General features: G+C 39.2%; 9 protein-coding genes and 1 tRNA gene. 1 reads left to right on the forward strand and 9 read right to left on the reverse strand.

What is annotated here, in order from left to right:
- Positions 1–3 precede the first annotated feature (3 nt).
- The 6 genes from NNL09_RS12835 to NNL09_RS12860 form a co-directional block, all read right to left on the reverse strand.
- Positions 4–1,395: a hypothetical protein gene (locus NNL09_RS12835; RefSeq protein ID WP_196910879.1), complete on the reverse strand. Its 1,392-nt coding sequence runs from the start codon at positions 1,393–1,395 to the stop codon at positions 4–6.
- A 185-nt stretch (positions 1,396–1,580) separates the two neighbouring features.
- Positions 1,581–2,726, reverse strand: a complete 1,146-nt coding sequence (locus tag NNL09_RS12840; RefSeq protein WP_035095812.1) for a gliding motility-associated C-terminal domain-containing protein — start codon at positions 2,724–2,726, stop codon at positions 1,581–1,583.
- A 520-nt stretch (positions 2,727–3,246) separates the two neighbouring features.
- Positions 3,247–6,081, reverse strand: coding sequence for a Calx-beta domain-containing protein (locus tag NNL09_RS12845; RefSeq protein WP_196910880.1), 2,835 nt, complete (start codon positions 6,079–6,081; stop codon positions 3,247–3,249).
- Positions 6,082–6,096: 15 nt separating this feature from the next.
- On the reverse strand, positions 6,097–6,759 hold the full coding sequence (locus tag NNL09_RS12850) for a hypothetical protein (protein ID WP_231389196.1): 663 nt from the start codon (positions 6,757–6,759) through the stop codon (positions 6,097–6,099).
- A 27-nt stretch (positions 6,760–6,786) separates the two neighbouring features.
- A complete protein-coding gene (locus NNL09_RS12855; protein ID WP_254514250.1) occupies positions 6,787–7,023 on the reverse strand; it encodes a hypothetical protein in 237 nt (78 codons plus the stop codon).
- A 221-nt stretch (positions 7,024–7,244) separates the two neighbouring features.
- Positions 7,245–13,031 (reverse strand): hypothetical protein, encoded by a 5,787-nt coding sequence (locus tag NNL09_RS12860; RefSeq protein WP_254514251.1) that lies wholly within the window; start codon positions 13,029–13,031, stop codon positions 7,245–7,247.
- A gap of 673 nt (positions 13,032–13,704) precedes the next feature.
- On the opposite strand from NNL09_RS12860, the gene NNL09_RS12865 reads away from it, so the two are divergent.
- Positions 13,705–13,777 (forward strand) — tRNA-Gly (locus tag NNL09_RS12865).
- A gap of 55 nt (positions 13,778–13,832) precedes the next feature.
- Here NNL09_RS12865 and NNL09_RS12870 read toward each other — a convergent pair.
- The 3 genes from NNL09_RS12870 to NNL09_RS12880 form a co-directional block, all read right to left on the reverse strand.
- The gene (locus NNL09_RS12870) at positions 13,833–14,522 is read right to left on the reverse strand and encodes a hypothetical protein (protein WP_035096429.1); all 690 of its coding nucleotides are present in this window, start codon (positions 14,520–14,522) and stop codon (positions 13,833–13,835) included.
- Positions 14,523–14,745: 223 nt separating this feature from the next.
- Positions 14,746–15,462 (reverse strand): polyphosphate polymerase domain-containing protein, encoded by a 717-nt coding sequence (locus NNL09_RS12875; protein WP_196909492.1) that lies wholly within the window; start codon positions 15,460–15,462, stop codon positions 14,746–14,748.
- The gene (locus NNL09_RS12880; protein ID WP_196909493.1) at positions 15,443–18,457 is read right to left on the reverse strand and encodes a hypothetical protein; all 3,015 of its coding nucleotides are present in this window, start codon (positions 18,455–18,457) and stop codon (positions 15,443–15,445) included. Before NNL09_RS12880 ends, NNL09_RS12875 begins: the two co-directional genes overlap by 20 nt.
- Between the last annotated feature and the right edge of the window lie 7 nt (positions 18,458–18,464).

Here is an 18,464-nt window from a genome sequence, read left to right on the forward strand (position 1 = left end):
TTATTATCGGGGGCCAATAGCTATAAAGGAAAAATATGAATCTTCAAATGTATAGGAGTCATTGTCAATTGTGCTAATGGTACACTGGGTTGTTGATATCTGAGATATATTTAAAATATTATCATCAAGAACTCCTGTAACATCTCCTGGAGTTGCTGTTAAACTTGGAGTTCCTGTAAAAGCTGTAGTGAAATTAATAGTATATCTTCCTGTACCGATTTTGGTAATAGTAAAACCAGTTCCCTGGGCAATACTACCATTTGCATTTACATTTCCTCTCATCATTCGCAAAGTTTCTTCTCCTTCTACTGTGTTAGAAGAAGATGATGCATTTGGACTTATTTGCTGCCAATTAGTGCCATCACTTTTTATCCATAACACAGATTCATTTGTAATAATGGCTTGGTTTGAATTGGTAAGATCACGATACGTACTAATAGTTCTGTTGGCATTAGTACTATTTTTTAGAATGTAGATTCTGCCTTCACAAGTATTGGCATTTGGTAGTGTTATGCTGTGGGCTCCTGTAATGTGTATAGTATGATGATTCTCGGTTAATGTAAGATTTCCGGTAGTGCTGATTATCGAAGTCGAAAAAGACCCTTCCAGTTGTAAAGTAGAGTTTGCAACATTAAATCCTGTGCTGGGATCATCATATCCAGTATCTACAGCAACTTCTTGCGGGTTTAAATTAATACCAAATCTTGTGGTTGCATCGGCAGTATTGTTGCTTCCTTGTACTCTAAAAAACTCTCGATGAAATTGACCACGTCTATAATCGTATCGTTTAAATACAATAGGTTCATTACCATCATCACCAATGATAAATTCTAATTTCCCATCATTTGCAGGTCCTGCAGAGCCTATTTCAAACAGGTCTGTTCCTCCAGTACTTCCTTTTAGTCTAAAACTTCCATTTGTCGTTGTAAAGAACATAGGTTTATAAAAAGAAGCACCTGCAGCTGTAAATTGTAATGCAGATGTAGTGCCATCCTCGTTGATATTAACCAAAGGTTGATCATCATCTGTGTAATCAGGAAAAGCTTGTGTTAATCCTAAAGTTTGTCTTCTTCCAAACTGTAATAAAGGTAAATTGTTAGATCGAATTTCCATTTTTACATCATCGATATGACCCAAAAAAGATGTGGCGGGCAAGCCTGTATTACCATCTACTAACCAATTATCATTAGTAGTTGCTACCCAATTTGTGCCATCAAAAACAAAGATTTTACTTTCTTCCAGGTTGTATAGGATTGATCCTGTAGCTGCTGCGGTTACACCATTCATTTCTGCATTTGTAGCAGCAGTTGGAAGACCCATAACAGAAAACTCATCGATCTGAGAAAAAATAACTCCTGGTAGAATTAGTAAAATAATAAGTAATGTTTTCTTCATTTAATACTAATTTTTAATTAGTAAAATACCTCTAAAAATGACTTTTATAACCTGAAGTTAACTATTTATTATTTTATAAGGTTCCTGAATTTACATTTTTTAGGAGTAAGACTTTTTTATTCGATAGAAATGATAGTGTATTAATATTAATGATCTAGAACATCATGATTTTTTAGATCATTATTCTAAACATTGATGTAAAGATATCCAGCACGATCTTTTTGACCTTCAATTTTCAGGATGTAATAATAAGTACCTACAGGTAATTGTTCATCCTGGGCAATTGTTGCTCTACCTTCAGAGTAACCTCCCCATGAATTATCGTATCCTTTTTTACGGTATACTTCAACTCCCCATCTGTTATAGATTATTAGTTCGTTGTTTGAAAATTGCTCAATCCCCTGAATGATAAAAGTATCATTAACTCCGTCACCATTAGGAGAAACTGCAGTAAATATCTCTAGATCACCATCTAAAATGATATCAGAAGAACCAAACGTAAGAACAACATAGTTATCAGGGATCATTAGTTCTGAAGTGATTTCTCCGCTATTTAAATCCCCAGAAGCAGTAAAGTTTCCTAAGCTTACCCACTGTTGTAAATTTCTATCCCACCCTACAACTCTAAGATCTTCTAATTCATCAACAAGAGTAGGTATATTACTATTGTCATCCCAGGTAAGAGTTACTCTGGTTTCTACATCTCCATCAAGATCCCAAAATTCAAAAGAGCTAACACCAAATAATACATTACTGAAATTATCGGTATTAAAACTAGTAGAGAAAAAATTAGGAGAGTTTGGGTTTTCAAAGAAATATGCACCGCGTGCTGTATTTACAGCTGCTTGGTTTTCGATACGCATAGGACGTAATCTAAAATCATCCCCAATAGGGAAAGTAAAATCTAATACTCCGGTAATAGAAGAATATCCATCTACATATCGATCATCATTTTCACCTAAATAAGGAGCATCATTTATATAATCTAAAGAAACATTACGTCTATCTCTGGGAGTTTGTACCCTTCCGTTTATAAATTCCTGAAAGTTTGTTACACCAACAGCAACATCCAACAGCAGATCATCTACAACATCAATTTCCATATTATGAAAAATAGGACGGTTATCACCAGATACATTAAGATTACCTGTAGGATTGTAAAACCCTACAAGACCTAAATTTTGGTCGAACGTACCATCATTAATTAAATCAGTGTGGAAACCAACTTCTCCTTGATCGTGAATTTGAATATTCCCATAGTTATGAAAAGCTTGTTGGGCTATAGTCACCTGGGCCAGAAAGCATACGATAATAAAAATTATTCTATCCATAGTTATATTGGGGTAATACTGTTTTACGGTTTAACAGTAAATATGTTATGGCAAATATATTCTTTTTTAGCAAAATACACTACTTTTTCACGATAAAATGCAATTATTTATCGGTGAAATGCATTTTTGGTTCGATTAAAGGTGTGGTTTTGTTGAAAAGTTACATATTCGTAAAAAATAAACATTTTGACAAAGCAAACATAAGAAAATAAATTGACGTAGAAATTTTGCTGAATTAATACGAATACCATTAATACGATGTGAATTATATGGTATTTGTTATAATTTTTTGATGTTTTGCTTTAAGGTTGATAATGAATTTGATTTTTTTCTTTGGGGGTATTTAAGTGGTAATTTTAAAAATCAGTATATAATCATTAAAAAGGCAATGGGGTGTTTTTTTCATAAAGATTTGACAAATATGTGTTTAACAATCATTAGGATTATGTATTAAGATAAATCAAATACGGGGTAATAAATACATTTAACCTAAATTTTAAATATTTTTTTTATAAAATTGCTAATTTGGATTTACTCTATATGTAATTCTCCTATTAGTTATTACTGTTTTAACAATGACATTAAGTGTTCCTGTAGTTGTGCCTGCTAAAGGAATATTCTGATCATTCGAAATATCACCAGACGATACAGTATTGTCAAAGGTTCCTACCGCGGTTCCTGTTACATCAAAAGTAAAAGTACAAGAATTACCTGCCAGTAGACTTACTCCTGAAATAGAAAAATTATCAGAACCAGGTACAGAGGTTATGGTTCCACCACAGGATGAAGTTCCATCTGGCGAAGTTGATATTGCCATTCCTGAGGGTAAATTATCTATAAGTGACAAATTTGTAAGATCTACTCCGGTAGCAGGATTTTCTATAGTTATAGTTACTGTTGATTCCTCACCATAGCCAATTGTAGCAGGAGAAAAATCTTTACTTGCTACTGCAGGAAATGCAACTTCTGTAGAAAGAGCAAAAACTCCTCCCCAAATACCTTCGTTGGCACTTCCAAGGTCTACATTTAAAGTTGTAGCATTGTTAGGAACCAAACCAGTAGCGTCAAAAATATCAATATCCATTCCCCAGTTAAAACCTAAATTAGGGTTTCTTCCGCCAAGATCTACTCCAAATTTGGAGATTGTACTATTCAATGTATTGTTTGCTGGGTTTAAAACGTTAGAAAGGACTGTTCCATTTATAGATACAAAATCCCCTGCTAGATTTGCTTCACCATCAAAAGCAAAATATCCGGCATCTGTATCAAAAGCTCCTAGCGAAGGAGTTAGTAAACCAGTAACCGTAAAAGTGTCGTTGGCTCCAAATCCAAAAAAATCAAAGCCATCCCATATACTTACACTACGTGTAATATCTGAGGGATCTTCATAAATAATCACCATTGTCCATCCACCGAAAGGTCCGGTAAAGGCACTGCCTGTTATTAATGGAATATCTGCAACCGTATAGGTTCCTGACCCTGCTGTTTGTACAATTGAAGTTACATTTGCAAAAGACATAAATGTATTCCATCCCGCAAATGAGCCAGTTTCAATATTTGTTACACCAGCGTTAACTGTTGTGTATGTTCCTGCACCAGGTTCTCTAAACTGTACTTGCTGTAAATTCAAAGAAGGATCAGGGTTTGTTATTCCCCCGAAGGTAGAATTATACGAACCACCCCAATACAATCCAGCCCAAGCTACAGTTGCTCCTGCAGGTAAAGTGAAATTTGAACTACTAGAGTTTATGGTGGTACCATCAACACTAGCATACCCCATAACTACAGTAGGGTTATTAGATGTAGGAGTTCCTGGGCAATTTGCTGTACAAATAAGGTTAGTATTTCCAATCATATCAAAATTACCTCTGACATTAATCGTAATTCGTTCTTCATAAGGCCTTGTATTATCTATTTCAATATCGACAATGGTACCTACTCCTTGATCTGTAATATCAACCGAAGCATCACTTACGCCAGAAAAGTTAATAAAATAGATTTCATTTCCTTCTATAATAATATCGTCTAAAATAGTAACAATAATTGTTTCAGTATCTCCGCTAGTTCCAGAAAAATTCAATGTCCCACTATTTGTTGTATAATCATTCCCGGCCGTAGCTGTATTGTTGGCTGTTGTGAAATTTACAGAAAAAGGCCCTGTTGTATTAGGTCCTACGTGTGTAACGGTAAAAGTAGCTGTGCCAGCATTTTCATTAACCGAAATATCATCGATATTAATTGCTGCATCATTGTCCTCAATTGTAGCCTCTCCTTGATTATCACTTATAGCAACAAGTGGATTACTTACTGTACCTAAGTTTACAAAAAAGTTATGATTTCCTTCAATATCCGTATCATCAATAATTGGTATTGTAATTTGTTGTGTCTCGTTAATATTTCCTGCAAAATTAATAGGAGAAGTAGTTGCTCCAACGGTTGTGTAATCGGCAGGATTAGTTGCAGAACCATTGGTAAGCGTGTAGGGTACAGAAAACCCTCCAGCTACATTAGCTCCTGATAAAGTGACCGTAAAAGTTACAGTTCCATCACTTTCATTAACCGTTACATCATTTATTGCTATAGATGCATTATCATCATCATTAATTGTGATTTCTCCTTGACCATCAGTAATAGTAATGGAAGGATCACCAACTATAGTACCAAGATTTACAAAAAAACTTTCGGTAGCTTCTGCGAAGTTATCATTAATAATGGGTATTGGTATCGTTAAGGTTTGTGTTTCAGGACTTGTTCCCGAAAACCCTATAGTAGAGCTTGTTGTTGTGTAATCACCAGGTGCATTTGCAGAGTTATTAGCTGTGGTGTAAGCAACAGTAAAAGCTCCAGATGCATTTCCTCCAGAATGACTAACTGTAAGATCTGCAGTACCTGCATTTTCGTTAACAGAAATATTATTAATACTTAACTCTGCTATCGGTTGAACTACATCAAATGTAATGGTAGTATTTGCTCCAAAATTTCCAGGGAAATTCTGTAATATTTCGACTCCATCTACATATACTCTTACATACGAAGGTCCTCCTCCATAATTTTCCCATCCGTCACCAAAAGCATCTGTTATAAACAAACTGTATCCAGTACCGTAAGGGACATTAAAGCTTGCTGGGCTTGCAATATTATCAAAGGTGTTATCAGCAAAGGTTACAGCACCACAGGTTGGATCACAAATAGTGCCAAGAGGTGCAGTTGCTGGATTCCTAAATGTAATTACATTTTCTTCAGAGAAATTATTCCAATCCACTTCAATAAGAACAGTTGCCTGGGCAATAGCATCTATGCTAGTCATAAAAACAAGCATTGATATGATAAGTGAAAATTGTTTAAAATAACTCATCTGTTTTTTTTAAGATTATTTAACAACAAATACTACATTGATTAACGTGTTAAAATCTGCAGGAGTATTAACAATACTATAGCTCATGTTTCCATTACTATCTATCGATATTGTTGTCGGGTTTCCGAAAACACTCTGATCAGCAAAGGTCACATAGTAATATAATTCATTTCTTGCGTATGTTGGAATAGTAGGGGCGTTGGCAGCATCACTTGATGCTACAGGCGATCCGAACTGGTCAATGTATTCCTGATATAGATCAATAGGTGGTTTGGCACCTGTTGAAGAAGCATCTACTGAAATGGATGGCGGATAAAAAATCCTTGCTGCTTTAGAAGTGATAGGAGCAATGGCTTGTATTACTCCCTGCACTGTTGTTTCGTTGGTAATAGTTGTTGATCCGCTTTCATCAACATCGATAGGAGTTGCCAGGTTTACTTCAGAATCTAATTGATCATCAGTACTTCTTTGCCATCCTGTATTAGTAAAACGATAAATTTCCTGATCATCTAAATTAAAAACTACAGAACCGATACTAGGACCAATAATTGCATTTATTTCAGCTAAATCAGTAGCGGTAGGTAATCCCATTAGTGCACCAGCATCACCTGTACCAATCTGTGCAGATATACTTGCTGATAGAATAATTGATAAAGCTATAAGGGATAATTTTTTCATTATTTAACTTTTAAATGTATTCAAATCTTAGTTTGGTAGAGTAATAACGGTGAACATGAAGTCAAGGTCAATATCATCTCCTTGATTTGTGCCATTATCGCTATCTTTTATGTTTACAAAGAATCCACCGGTAGTTTGAGTATAATAAGTAATACCTGGGTCATCGTAATTTGCTCCTGTATTACCTGGGCAATCTCCTCCACAATCGGGGATAGTTAATTGAATGATATAATTAGTATTCGGTAATGCGGTAGTGAATGTCACTTGATAATCTCCTTCTGTTCCGCCTCCAGTACCGTTGTTTGTAGTAACTTTAGTAATGGTGGCATTATAAATAGCTCCCGCATCAACAGTTCCATTTGCATTAACTTTTCCTGCTGCATATATTACAGGGATGTTTAAAAAAGCTCCACCATCAGTCCCGGCTGTAATTTGATTGTTTGCATCTGTACTTACAACACTTATATCAATTGTATTTCCACCACTTATAGAGACATTACCCGGGGTTCCATCAGTAGAAAGTGTTTGATCATCCGTTGCAGGGTCGCCTTGTGGTCCAGTAGCACCTGTATTTCCTGTTGGTCCTTGCGCACCAGTTGCTCCAGTGGCACCTGTATTTCCTGTTGGTCCTTGCGCACCGGTTGCTCCAGTAGCACCTGTATTACCTGTTGGTCCTTGCGCACCAGTTGCTCCGGTTGCACCTGTATTTCCTGTTGGTCCTTGCGCACCAGTTGCTCCGGTTGCACCTGTATTTCCTGTTGGTCCTTGTGCACCAGTTGCACCAGTGGCACCCGTATTTCCTGTTGGTCCTTGCGCACCAGTTGCACCAGTTGCGCCTGTATTTCCTGTTGGTCCTTGTGCACCAGTTGCTCCGGTCGCACCAGTAGCACCAGTAGCACCTGTATTACCTGTCGGTCCTTGTGCACCAGTTGCTCCAGTGGCACCTGTATTACCTGTTGGTCCTTGTGCACCAGTTGCTCCGGTTGCACCAGTTGCACCTGTATTACCTGTTGGTCCTTGTGCACCAGTTGCTCCGGTTGCTCCAGTGGCACCAGTATTTCCTGTTGGTCCTTGTGCACCAGTTGCTCCGGTTGCTCCAGTTGCACCTGTATTACCTGTTGGTCCTTGTGCACCAGTTGCTCCAGTGGCACCTGTATTACCTGTTGCTCCTTGTGCACCAGTTGCTCCGGTTGCTCCAGTTGCACCTGTATTACCTGTTGGTCCTTGTGCACCAGTTGCTCCGGTTGCTCCAGTGGCACCAGTATTTCCTGTTGGTCCTTGTGCTCCGGTTGCTCCGGTAGCACCTGTATTACCTGTTGGTCCTTGCGCACCAGTTGCTCCGGTCGCTCCAGTCGCACCTGTATTACCTGTCGGTCCTTGTGCACCAGTTGCTCCGGTTGCTCCAGTGGCACCTGTATTACCTGTTGGTCCTTGTGCACCAGTTGCTCCAGTGGCACCTGTATTTCCTGTTGGTCCTTGTGCACCAGTTGCTCCAGTAGCACCTGTGTTACCTGTTGGTCCTTGTGCACCAGTTGCTCCGGTTGCACCTGTATTACCTGTTGGTCCTTGCGCACCAGTTGCTCCGGTAGCACCTGTATTACCTGTTGGTCCTTGCGCACCAGTTGCTCCAGTGGCACCTGTATTTCCTGTTGGTCCTTGCGCACCAGTTGCACCTGTATTACCTGTTGGTCCTTGCGCACCAGTTGCTCCGGTCGCACCAGTGGCACCTGTATTTCCTGTTGGTCCTTGCGCACCAGTTGCTCCAGTTGCACCTGTATTACCTGTTGGTCCTTGTGCACCAGTTGCTCCGGTTGCTCCAGTTGCACCTGTATTTCCTGTTGGTCCTTGTGCACCAGTTGCTCCGGTTGCTCCAGTTGCACCTGTATTACCTGTTGGTCCTTGTGCACCAGTTGCTCCGGTTGCTCCAGTGGCACCAGTATTTCCTGTTGGTCCTTGCGCACCAGTTGCTCCGGTCGCTCCAGTGGCACCTGTATTTCCTGTTGGTCCTTGCGCACCAGTTGCACCAGTTGCACCAGTATTTCCTGTTGGTCCTTGCGCACCAGTTGCTCCGGTCGCTCCAGTCGCACCTGTATTACCTGTCGGTCCTTGTGCACCAGTTGCTCCGGTTGCTCCAGTGGCACCTGTATTACCTGTTGGTCCTTGTGCACCAGTTGCTCCAGTAGCACCTGTGTTACCTGTTGGTCCTTGTGCACCAGTTGCTCCGGTTGCACCTGTATTACCTGTTGCTCCAGTGGCACCTGTATTTCCTGTTGGTCCTTGTGCACCAGTTGCTCCGGTTGCTCCAGTTGCACCTGTATTACCTGTTGGTCCTTGTGCACCAGTATTTCCTGTTGGTCCTTGTGCACCAGTTGCTCCGGTTGCTCCAGTGGCACCAGTATTTCCTGTTGGTCCTTGTGCACCAGTTGCTCCAGTGGCACCTGTATTACCTGTTGGTCCTTGTGCTCCAGTTGCACCTGTATTACCTGTTGGTCCTTGTGCACCAGTTGCACCAGTTGCACCTGTATTTCCTGTTGGTCCTTGCGCACCAGTTGCTCCGGTCGCTCCAGTCGCACCTGTATTACCTGTCGGTCCTTGTGCACCAGTTGCTCCGGTCGCACCTGTATTACCTGTTGGTCCTTGTGCTCCGGTTGCACCAGTTGCACCTGTATTTCCTGTTGGTCCTTGTGCACCAGTTGCTCCGGTTGCTCCAGTTGCACCTGTATTTCCTGTTGGTCCTTGTGCACCAGTTGCTCCGGTTGCACCTGTATTACCTGTTGGTCCTTGTGCTCCGGTTGCTCCGGTTGCACCTGTATTACCTGTTGGTCCTTGCGCACCAGTTGCTCCAGTGGCACCAGTATTTCCTGTTGGTCCTTGTGCACCAGTTGCTCCGGTTGCACCAGTATTTCCTGTTGGTCCTTGTGCACCAGTTGCTCCGGTTGCTCCAGTGGCACCTGTATTTCCTGTTGGTCCTTGTGCACCAGTTGCTCCGGTTGCTCCAGTGGCACCTGTATTTCCTGTTGGTCCTTGTGCACCAGTTGCTCCGGTTGCTCCAGTTGCACCTGTATTTCCTGTTGGTCCTTGCGCACCAGTTGCACCTGTATTTCCTGTTGGTCCTTGCGCACCAGTTGCTCCGGTCGCTCCAGTCGCACCTGTATTACCTGTCGGTCCTTGTGCACCAGTTGCTCCGGTTGCTCCAGTGGCACCTGTATTACCTGTTGGTCCTTGTGCACCAGTTGCTCCGGTTGCTCCAGTGGCACCTGTATTTCCTGTTGGTCCTTGTGCACCAGTTGCTCCAGTCGCACCTGTGTTACCTGTTGGTCCTTGTGCACCAGTTGCTCCGGTTGCACCTGTATTACCTGTTGGTCCTTGCGCACCAGTTGCTCCGGTAGCACCTGTATTACCTGTTGGTCCTTGCGCACCAGTTGCTCCAGTGGCACCTGTATTTCCTGTTGGTCCTTGCGCACCAGTTGCTCCGGTCGCACCAGTTGCACCTGTATTTCCTGTTGGTCCTTGCGCACCAGTTGCTCCAGTGGCACCAGTATTTCCTGTTGGTCCTTGTGCACCAGTTGCTCCAGTGGCACCTGTATTACCTGTTGGTCCTTGTGCACCAGTTGCTCCGGTTGCTCCAGTTGCACCTGTATTACCTGTTGGTCCTTGTGCACCAGTTGCTCCAGTTGCACCTGTATTACCTGTTGGTCCTTGCGCACCAGTTGCTCCGGTCGCTCCAGTTGCACCTGTATTTCCTGTTGGTCCTTGCGCACCAGTTGCTCCGGTCGCTCCAGTTGCACCTGTATTTCCTGTTGGTCCTTGCGCACCAGTTGCTCCGGTCGCTCCAGTGGCACCTGTATTTCCTGTTGGTCCTTGCGCACCAGTTGCTCCGGTTGCTCCAGTGGCACCAGTATTTCCTGTTGGTCCTTGCGCACCAGTTGCTCCAGTGGCACCTGTATTTCCTGTTGGTCCTTGCGCACCAGTTGCTCCGGTCGCTCCAGTAGCACCTGTATTACCTGTCGGTCCTTGTGCACCAGTTGCTCCGGTTGCTCCAGTAGCACCTGTATTACCTGTTGGTCCTTGTGCTCCGGTTGCTCCAGTTGCACCTGTATTTCCTGTTGGTCCTTGCGCACCAGTTGCTCCGGTCGCTCCAGTTGCACCAGTATTTCCTGTTGGTCCTTGCGCACCAGTTGCTCCGGTCGCTCCAGTGGCACCTGTATTTCCTGTTGGTCCTTGCGCACCAGTTGCTCCGGTTGCTCCAGTGGCACCAGTATTTCCTGTTGGTCCTTGCGCACCAGTTGCTCCAGTGGCACCTGTATTTCCTGTTGGTCCTTGCGCACCAGTTGCTCCGGTCGCTCCAGTAGCACCTGTATTACCTGTCGGTCCTTGTGCACCAGTTGCTCCGGTTGCTCCAGTGGCACCAGTATTTCCTGTTGGTCCTTGCGCACCAGTTGCTCCAGTGGCACCTGTATTTCCTGTTGGTCCTTGCGCACCAGTTGCTCCGGTCGCTCCAGTAGCACCTGTATTACCTGTCGGTCCTTGTGCACCAGTTGCTCCGGTTGCACCAGTTGCACCTGTATTACCTGTTGGTCCTTGTGCTCCGGTTGCTCCGGTCGCTCCAGTTGCACCTGTATTTCCTGTTGGTCCTTGCGCACCAGTTGCTCCGGTCGCTCCAGTTGCACCTGTATTTCCTGTTGGTCCTTGCGCACCAGTTGCTCCGGTCGCTCCAGTAGCACCTGTATTTCCTGTTGGTCCTTGCGCACCGGTCGCACCAGTGGCACCTGTATTTCCTGTTGGTCCTTGCGCACCAGTTGCTCCGGTTGCTCCAGTGGCACCAGTATTTCCTGTTGGCCCTTGTGCTCCAGTTGCTCCGGTTGCTCCAGTGGCACCTGTATTACCTGTTGGTCCTTGTGCTCCGGTTGCTCCAGTGGCACCTGTATTTCCTGTTGGTCCTTGTGCTCCGGTTGCACCAGTTGCACCTGTATTTCCTGTTGGTCCTTGCGCACCAGTTGCTCCGGTTGCACCTGTATTACCTGTTGGTCCTTGCGCACCAGTTGCTCCAGTTGCACCTGTATTTCCTGTTGGTCCTTGCGCACCAGTTGCTCCGGTCGCTCCAGTAGCACCTGTATTACCTGTCGGTCCTTGTGCACCAGTTGCTCCGGTTGCTCCAGTTGCACCTGTATTACCTGTTGGTCCTTGTGCTCCGGTTGCTCCGGTTGCACCTGTATTTCCTGTTGGTCCTTGCGCACCAGTTGCTCCGGTCGCTCCAGTTGCACCTGTATTACCTGTTGGTCCTTGCGCACCAGTTGCTCCGGTCGCTCCAGTAGCACCTGTATTTCCTGTTGGTCCTTGCGCACCGGTCGCACCAGTGGCACCTGTATTACCTGTTGGTCCTTGTGCACCAGTGGCACCTGTATTACCTGTTGGTCCTTGTGCACCAGTAGCACCTGTATTACCTGTTGGTCCTTGCGCACCAGTTGCTCCAGTTGCACCTGTATTACCTGTTGGTCCTTGTGCACCAGTTGCTCCGGTTGCTCCAGTGGCACCTGTATTACCTGTTGGTCCTTGTGCACCAGTTGCTCCGGTTGCTCCAGTGGCACCTGTATTACCTGTTGGTCCTTGTGCACCAGTTGCTCCGGTTGCTCCAGTTGCACCTGTATTTCCTGTTGGTCCTTGCGCACCAGTTGCTCCGGTCGCTCCAGTAGCACCTGTATTTCCTGTTGGTCCTTGCGCACCGGTCGCACCAGTGGCACCTGTATTACCTGTTGGTCCTTGTGCACCAGTGGCACCTGTATTACCTGTTGGTCCTTGTGCACCAGTGGCACCTGTATTACCTGTTGGTCCTTGTGCACCAGTAGCACCTGTATTACCTGTTGGTCCTTGCGCACCAGTTGCTCCAGTTGCACCTGTATTACCTGTTGGTCCTTGTGCACCAGTTGCTCCGGTTGCTCCAGTGGCACCTGTATTACCTGTTGGTCCTTGTGCACCAGTTGCTCCGGTTGCTCCAGTTGCACCTGTATTTCCTGTTGCTCCTTGCGCACCAGTTGCTCCGGTTGCACCAGTATTACCTGTCGGTCCTTGTGCACCAGTTGCTCCGGTTGCTCCAGTTGCACCTGTATTACCTGTTGGTCCTTGCGCACCAGTTGCTCCGGTTGCTCCGGTTGCACCTGTATTTCCTGTTGGTCCTTGCGCACCAGTTGCTCCGGTTGCTCCAGTGGCACCTGTATTTCCTGTTGGCCCTTGTGCTCCAGTTGCACCTGTATTTCCTGTTGGTCCTTGCGCACCAGTTGGGCCTATAGGGCCTGCAGATATTAGAGAAGATAAATCAACAGTTCCTCCATCTTCCAAACTTAAAATGTTTGTTGTAGGATTAAAAGATAATTGTTGATCATCATTGCCGGAACATAGACTTGACCAGCTATTGTTGTTATATTGAAAGACGCAATTGACAGTTGTATTATAAACTAATGCTCCATTTAATGGAGTCATTGCGTTCATTTGAGTTGTTGTAACTCTAGAGAGAACGAATGTCCTATTAGTACTTTCCAATTCTAAAATAGAAAAAGAATCTATTTGATTGGGGTTATCACCAACTTTGACCTGAGCCTGAGCAGTTGCTAAAGATAAAAATAAGATTATGAGGGGTAATTTTATCTTCATATTTTACGTTTTATTTATAATTAAAACTTAAATAAATTACGGTTTAACCACAGTATACATATGGTTAAAACAGCAATTATTCTTTTTTGGCATAAATATAAATTGATAATTCCTTAAAATGTTATCAATTAAGCAAATATATGATTTTTTCGATAAAAAACAATTTTTATCGTCAAAATACACATAAAAAAATATTTATAACTAGCTTTTGTTAAAATTTAACGTGAAATTATCATAAAAAAATATTTATTTGTTTTTTAGTTTAGAAGAAATCTAATACATTTGTCGCCACAAAAAGCGGGAGTAGCTCAGTTGGTAGAGCGTCAGCCTTCCAAGCTGAATGTCGCCAGTTCGAACCTGGTCTCCCGCTCAAAGGCTTCATTAATTTTAATGAAGCTTTTTTATTTATATTAAATGTCTTGTAACTATTTGAAAAAAAGCGAATTAATATATTTTGAATTTTGATATTTTATTAAAGTGTCTATTGCTATAAACTTGTAATCGATTTCATTTTTATAATTAGAAAGAAGTAGAATTTGATTGTTTTTATTCATAAACCAAAAACCATTTCCTAGAAAAACTATTCCATTCTTGTCGATATATTCAAACTTGGAAGCTCTTGCTCCTAAATCACCTCCAATCCATAAAATGGTTTTACCAGAGTTTTTAACTTGTAATAGTTTGGGGTATATTTCAGATTGAAAATTATTTGAATTATGGCAGTAATCACAAATTCCTTTGGGGCCATTACATATCTGATTAATTTGACTATCCATTACAGGATGTTGATCCATAAAAATTAATTTATGAGAAAGAATAACAATGTTTTTGGTTTGTAAAGTATTTAGGATATCAAAAAACATTGTTTTTTGTTCGCCAACTATAGAACTTAAACTGTCTTGAGAATTGATTGTTATAAAGGTAGTTCCATCTTTTATATAATAATGAAATTTATTTTTATTTGTAAACTTCTTAAAATTTTCATTTGATGTATTGTCATGATTACCAATACTCCACAGAGTGTTTTTGTTTTTTAAATCAAAAACTTTATCCAGATGATGTATTATTGAATCTTCAAATGTTGCGACACCTAAATCTCCACCTAACAAAGTCATATCATATAAGTTCAGGTCTAAATCATAGATTTTCTTAAATATGCTATCATTTGTTTGCAATCTAGTATGTGATAGATAAATGTAATTTGATCGAGAATTAAGAATTCTCTTTTTTGGAGTAGCACATCTTACAGAAAAAAAAATACATACTAAAGGTATAACGACCGTCACAATATATATATTGAACTCAACTGGTTTGAAAGCTTTTTTGTTTTTCATACGGCTAAGAATGAATTATCTCAATACCTCTAACATATTTTGAGTTTTTAGATAATCGAGAATTAATTTGTTGCGTTAAGACTCTAGATTCATTATCATGTTTTTTATTGTATTTAAGCTCTAAAATAATCTCATTATTGATTGAACGACAATGCTTATAATTATTAGGATTAAAGAAATGCATGTTAAAATCTAAAGTGATCCTAAATTTTTCACAAGCAGAAAGAAAGTATCTTCTTTCATATGTGTTGTACAGTGTTGGAAATAGATTATAAAACTTGCAAATTAATTCTTTGTTTTTTGTTTCTTTTACTGCTTTTCTTATTTGAGAATTGATTTGATCTGCATGTAATGATTGTAGGTTTGTTTCAAAAGAGGGTATTTTAAGAGAAAGCTTATCTCCGACTTCTCCGAACTTCTTTTTTATTTCTATGGTTGGGGATTTTATTATTGATGGTACATCATTATACCATCGAAGTCTATATTTTTCTCTTATTCCGTCTCCAGAAATATTTTGTTTGTAAAATGTATAATTATTATCATCAAAATATATATTATTGACGGTTCTTTTTGAATAGATTTCTTCAAAACCAAAAGTGTTTGTGTAAACAATAGTTTGTATTAGGTCATCTAAGTGTATATTTTGAAATATAAATTTTCTTTCATATCTCAGATTGTAAAAGAGTGGTTTATGAAAATTTTCATTTACTGCTTTTTCCATATTTTTTCCCATACATTTGATCTATTACTTTATTAGATACGGTTCTAACAGGAGTTTTATCAATTAAAAGTTGAGAGCCATTTTCAATTAAATAATCTAATTCATTGTTTTGCAATGTCAACATTGAAATATCAATTGATCCGGTTCCGTATTCAGACTTTTTTTGAAAAGACGATAATGCTAGTTTTGTATTTGATATGCTAACATTTTGCAATGAGATACTTGATAAATCTTTACTTACAATACCAATTTCTCCTTCAGACACACTAATATTCATTCCTTTGATCGTACTTGATTCTCCTGCACTTATCGCTTTGTCTGAAGAATTTCTGATTACAATATCTTTTAAGAAAATAGTAGAGCCTGATACATCTATGCCATCGTTTCCATTGTTTGAGAATGTGCTATTTAGAATTTTTCCTTCAACAAAATCTCCATCAAATGCATCAGATAATGTGTTTTTAAAAATCGTAGAATCAATAAGAAATTTGGATCTAATAATGTTAAGGCCATCTTCTGATCTATTGTTTCTAAAAACAGAGTTAGAGATTTCGACAATAGTTTCGTTAAAATTTACAGCACCAGATAGAGTCCAGAGATTAGATGTCGGATTTGAAAGGCTTGTGAAATTGCAATGATTTAGTATTGATTTTTTTTTAGTGTTTGAAATGAAAATTCCACCACTTGAATTATCAGATGAAAAAAAATGAATAGGAGAGTTCTTTATTCCTTTGCATATAATTGGTGAATATGAGATGATAGATGCTTTATTTGTCATATCTATAGAGGCTCCTTTTTCGACAATAACTTTGTGATTTTTTGGAATGACTAAGGTTTTATTTAATTTATGATTGCCCTTTGGTATCGTAAGTATATTATTTTTAACTTCAATAAAATTAAAACTGGTATAATTAGCTACGAATGATTTTTTATAAGTATTAATAACCTCTAGTGTTTCATCTTGATTCGCTCCAAAGGGAATGATAATATTCTTCCGAGAAATTGAAAGGCCTGGAAGCTTATATTTTATTTTCAATTTTTTTACATCTTTAGGATACCGAAATCCTCCCTTTTTATTTTTTTTTGAAACGAAGGCATTATTAAAAGCATCTTTTATGTAAAAAGTAATAAGCTTTTTTTCGTTTGGATGAATAATTGGATCTGAGGAAAAAGGAAAACTTAACCTTCTTCCATTATTATGTTCTAAACTATTGATAATAACAGGGAAATCAGATAGGTTGTTGATATCTATTTGTATTTGCTTTTTGTCAATATTTAGTAAATTAGAAACAATTATGTTTGAAGGGTTTATTTGTTTTTTTATGAAATTACTATTATAGTCAAGAATTGAAAGATCTACTGTTGTTTTTAGTTCTGTTTGTAAATTTACAAATACCTTATTAAGATCGTTATTGAACTTATTTATGAAATTTTTAATAAACTTTTCATTACTAATTATTTCAAGCTTTTCTAGTAATTTTTTTGTGTAAATACTATCATTTTTTGAAAAAGGATAGTGAGTGATTTTATCTATTTTGAAGCCTGGGTGAGAGTCAAAACAAACGGGCTCTAGTTTATTTGTAACAGGGTTAAAATAGATTCTCAAATTATGATTTATTAATCCGTGTTGTCCCCCAAATAGATTTGACAAAGCAACGAAGGTTGTTAATTTATCTATGTCAAATACTTCAGAGATTTTTAATTTTCCTTTTTTAAGACCTTCTAATAAATTTTTGGCAACGTTAAACTGTTTTGATAGTACGGGGTCTGAAAGTATTCGTGATTCATCAAAAACTTTAATGGGTAAATTTTGTGTATTTTGTAATTTTTTACTCCACGAATTGACATTCAATTTTAGGTCAGAAGATTTTTTTCGATCTTCCCAAAGCAAAGATTCATCAAACGACAAGATAATACCTTCCCTTCTTTTATTATTTTCTATTAATCTTTTGTCAAAAGATTCTTCAATAGCCATAATTCCCAAAGGAATTGTTTGTATACTATCTTTTTCTTTTATTTCTATGTCTACATTGATAAAATCATATCGTAATCCAATTAGATCATTATTTTTAATCACTTTTTGAAATAGCCATTCCCACTCATAATTTCTGACTTTTGGATGTTGGATGGAGAATTTACTCATTCCTCTTATAGTAAGATTTTCATTCTCAAGAATTACTCTAAAAGACCATTTTTTTTCATCATCCAAATGATCCGTCCAGTCCCCCTTAAGTCTTATTCTAGATTTTATATTTTTTGTTGTATTATATGAAACTTTGGATGTTACAAAATCATCATCTTTTTTTATTAAAATTTTACTTTTTAATGCTTCATTTCGTCTTGATTTTACTTTCTCAAAGTTCTTTTTATTAATAGAGATCGTTATTTTTTCTAAAGTATTAGATGTGTTATCAGGAGATAGGTTTTCGAAATTGATTCCATCTGCTTGATATGACCTTCCTTGAATTTCCGAAAATCTACCTGTATTGAAGAATTTTATCTTATTAGGTTCTAAAAAATGAGTTAGTGTTTTATGGGAAAAAACACCTGTGAAGACAAAGTAGGTTTCATTATTTATTTTCAATTCAATAGGATTAAAGTCGAAGAAATCCAGATTTATATAATTGTATTTCTGTAATTTTAATAGTGCTTCTTCATCTTTTGGGAAAATATGTATAAAAAATGCATCATTTAACTGTCTATTTGTTAAACTATCTTTGTAAACATAATATATTTTAGGCACGCCGCGATCTGCTTTATAATAAATTGAAAATTCAGAATCTGAGTATATTTTGTTTATATTCTTATCAATCATTTCAGAGATTCCTTCTTCACTAAGAGTGGTAGTGGGGATTTCTGTATTGTGTACTTGTTCGTTATTATTGGATAAGGAGTTATTTTTTTGAAATAATAAACTAGATATAAATAATGCAAAAAATACGATTGGCATTATAATTAAATGAGATTTTTTATTTTGAACCTTTTTGATTTTCATAAAAAAA

It is taken from the genome of Aquimarina sp. EL_43, from assembly GCF_943422735.1.
Classification (GTDB): Bacteria; Bacteroidota; Bacteroidia; order Flavobacteriales; family Flavobacteriaceae; genus Aquimarina; species Aquimarina megaterium.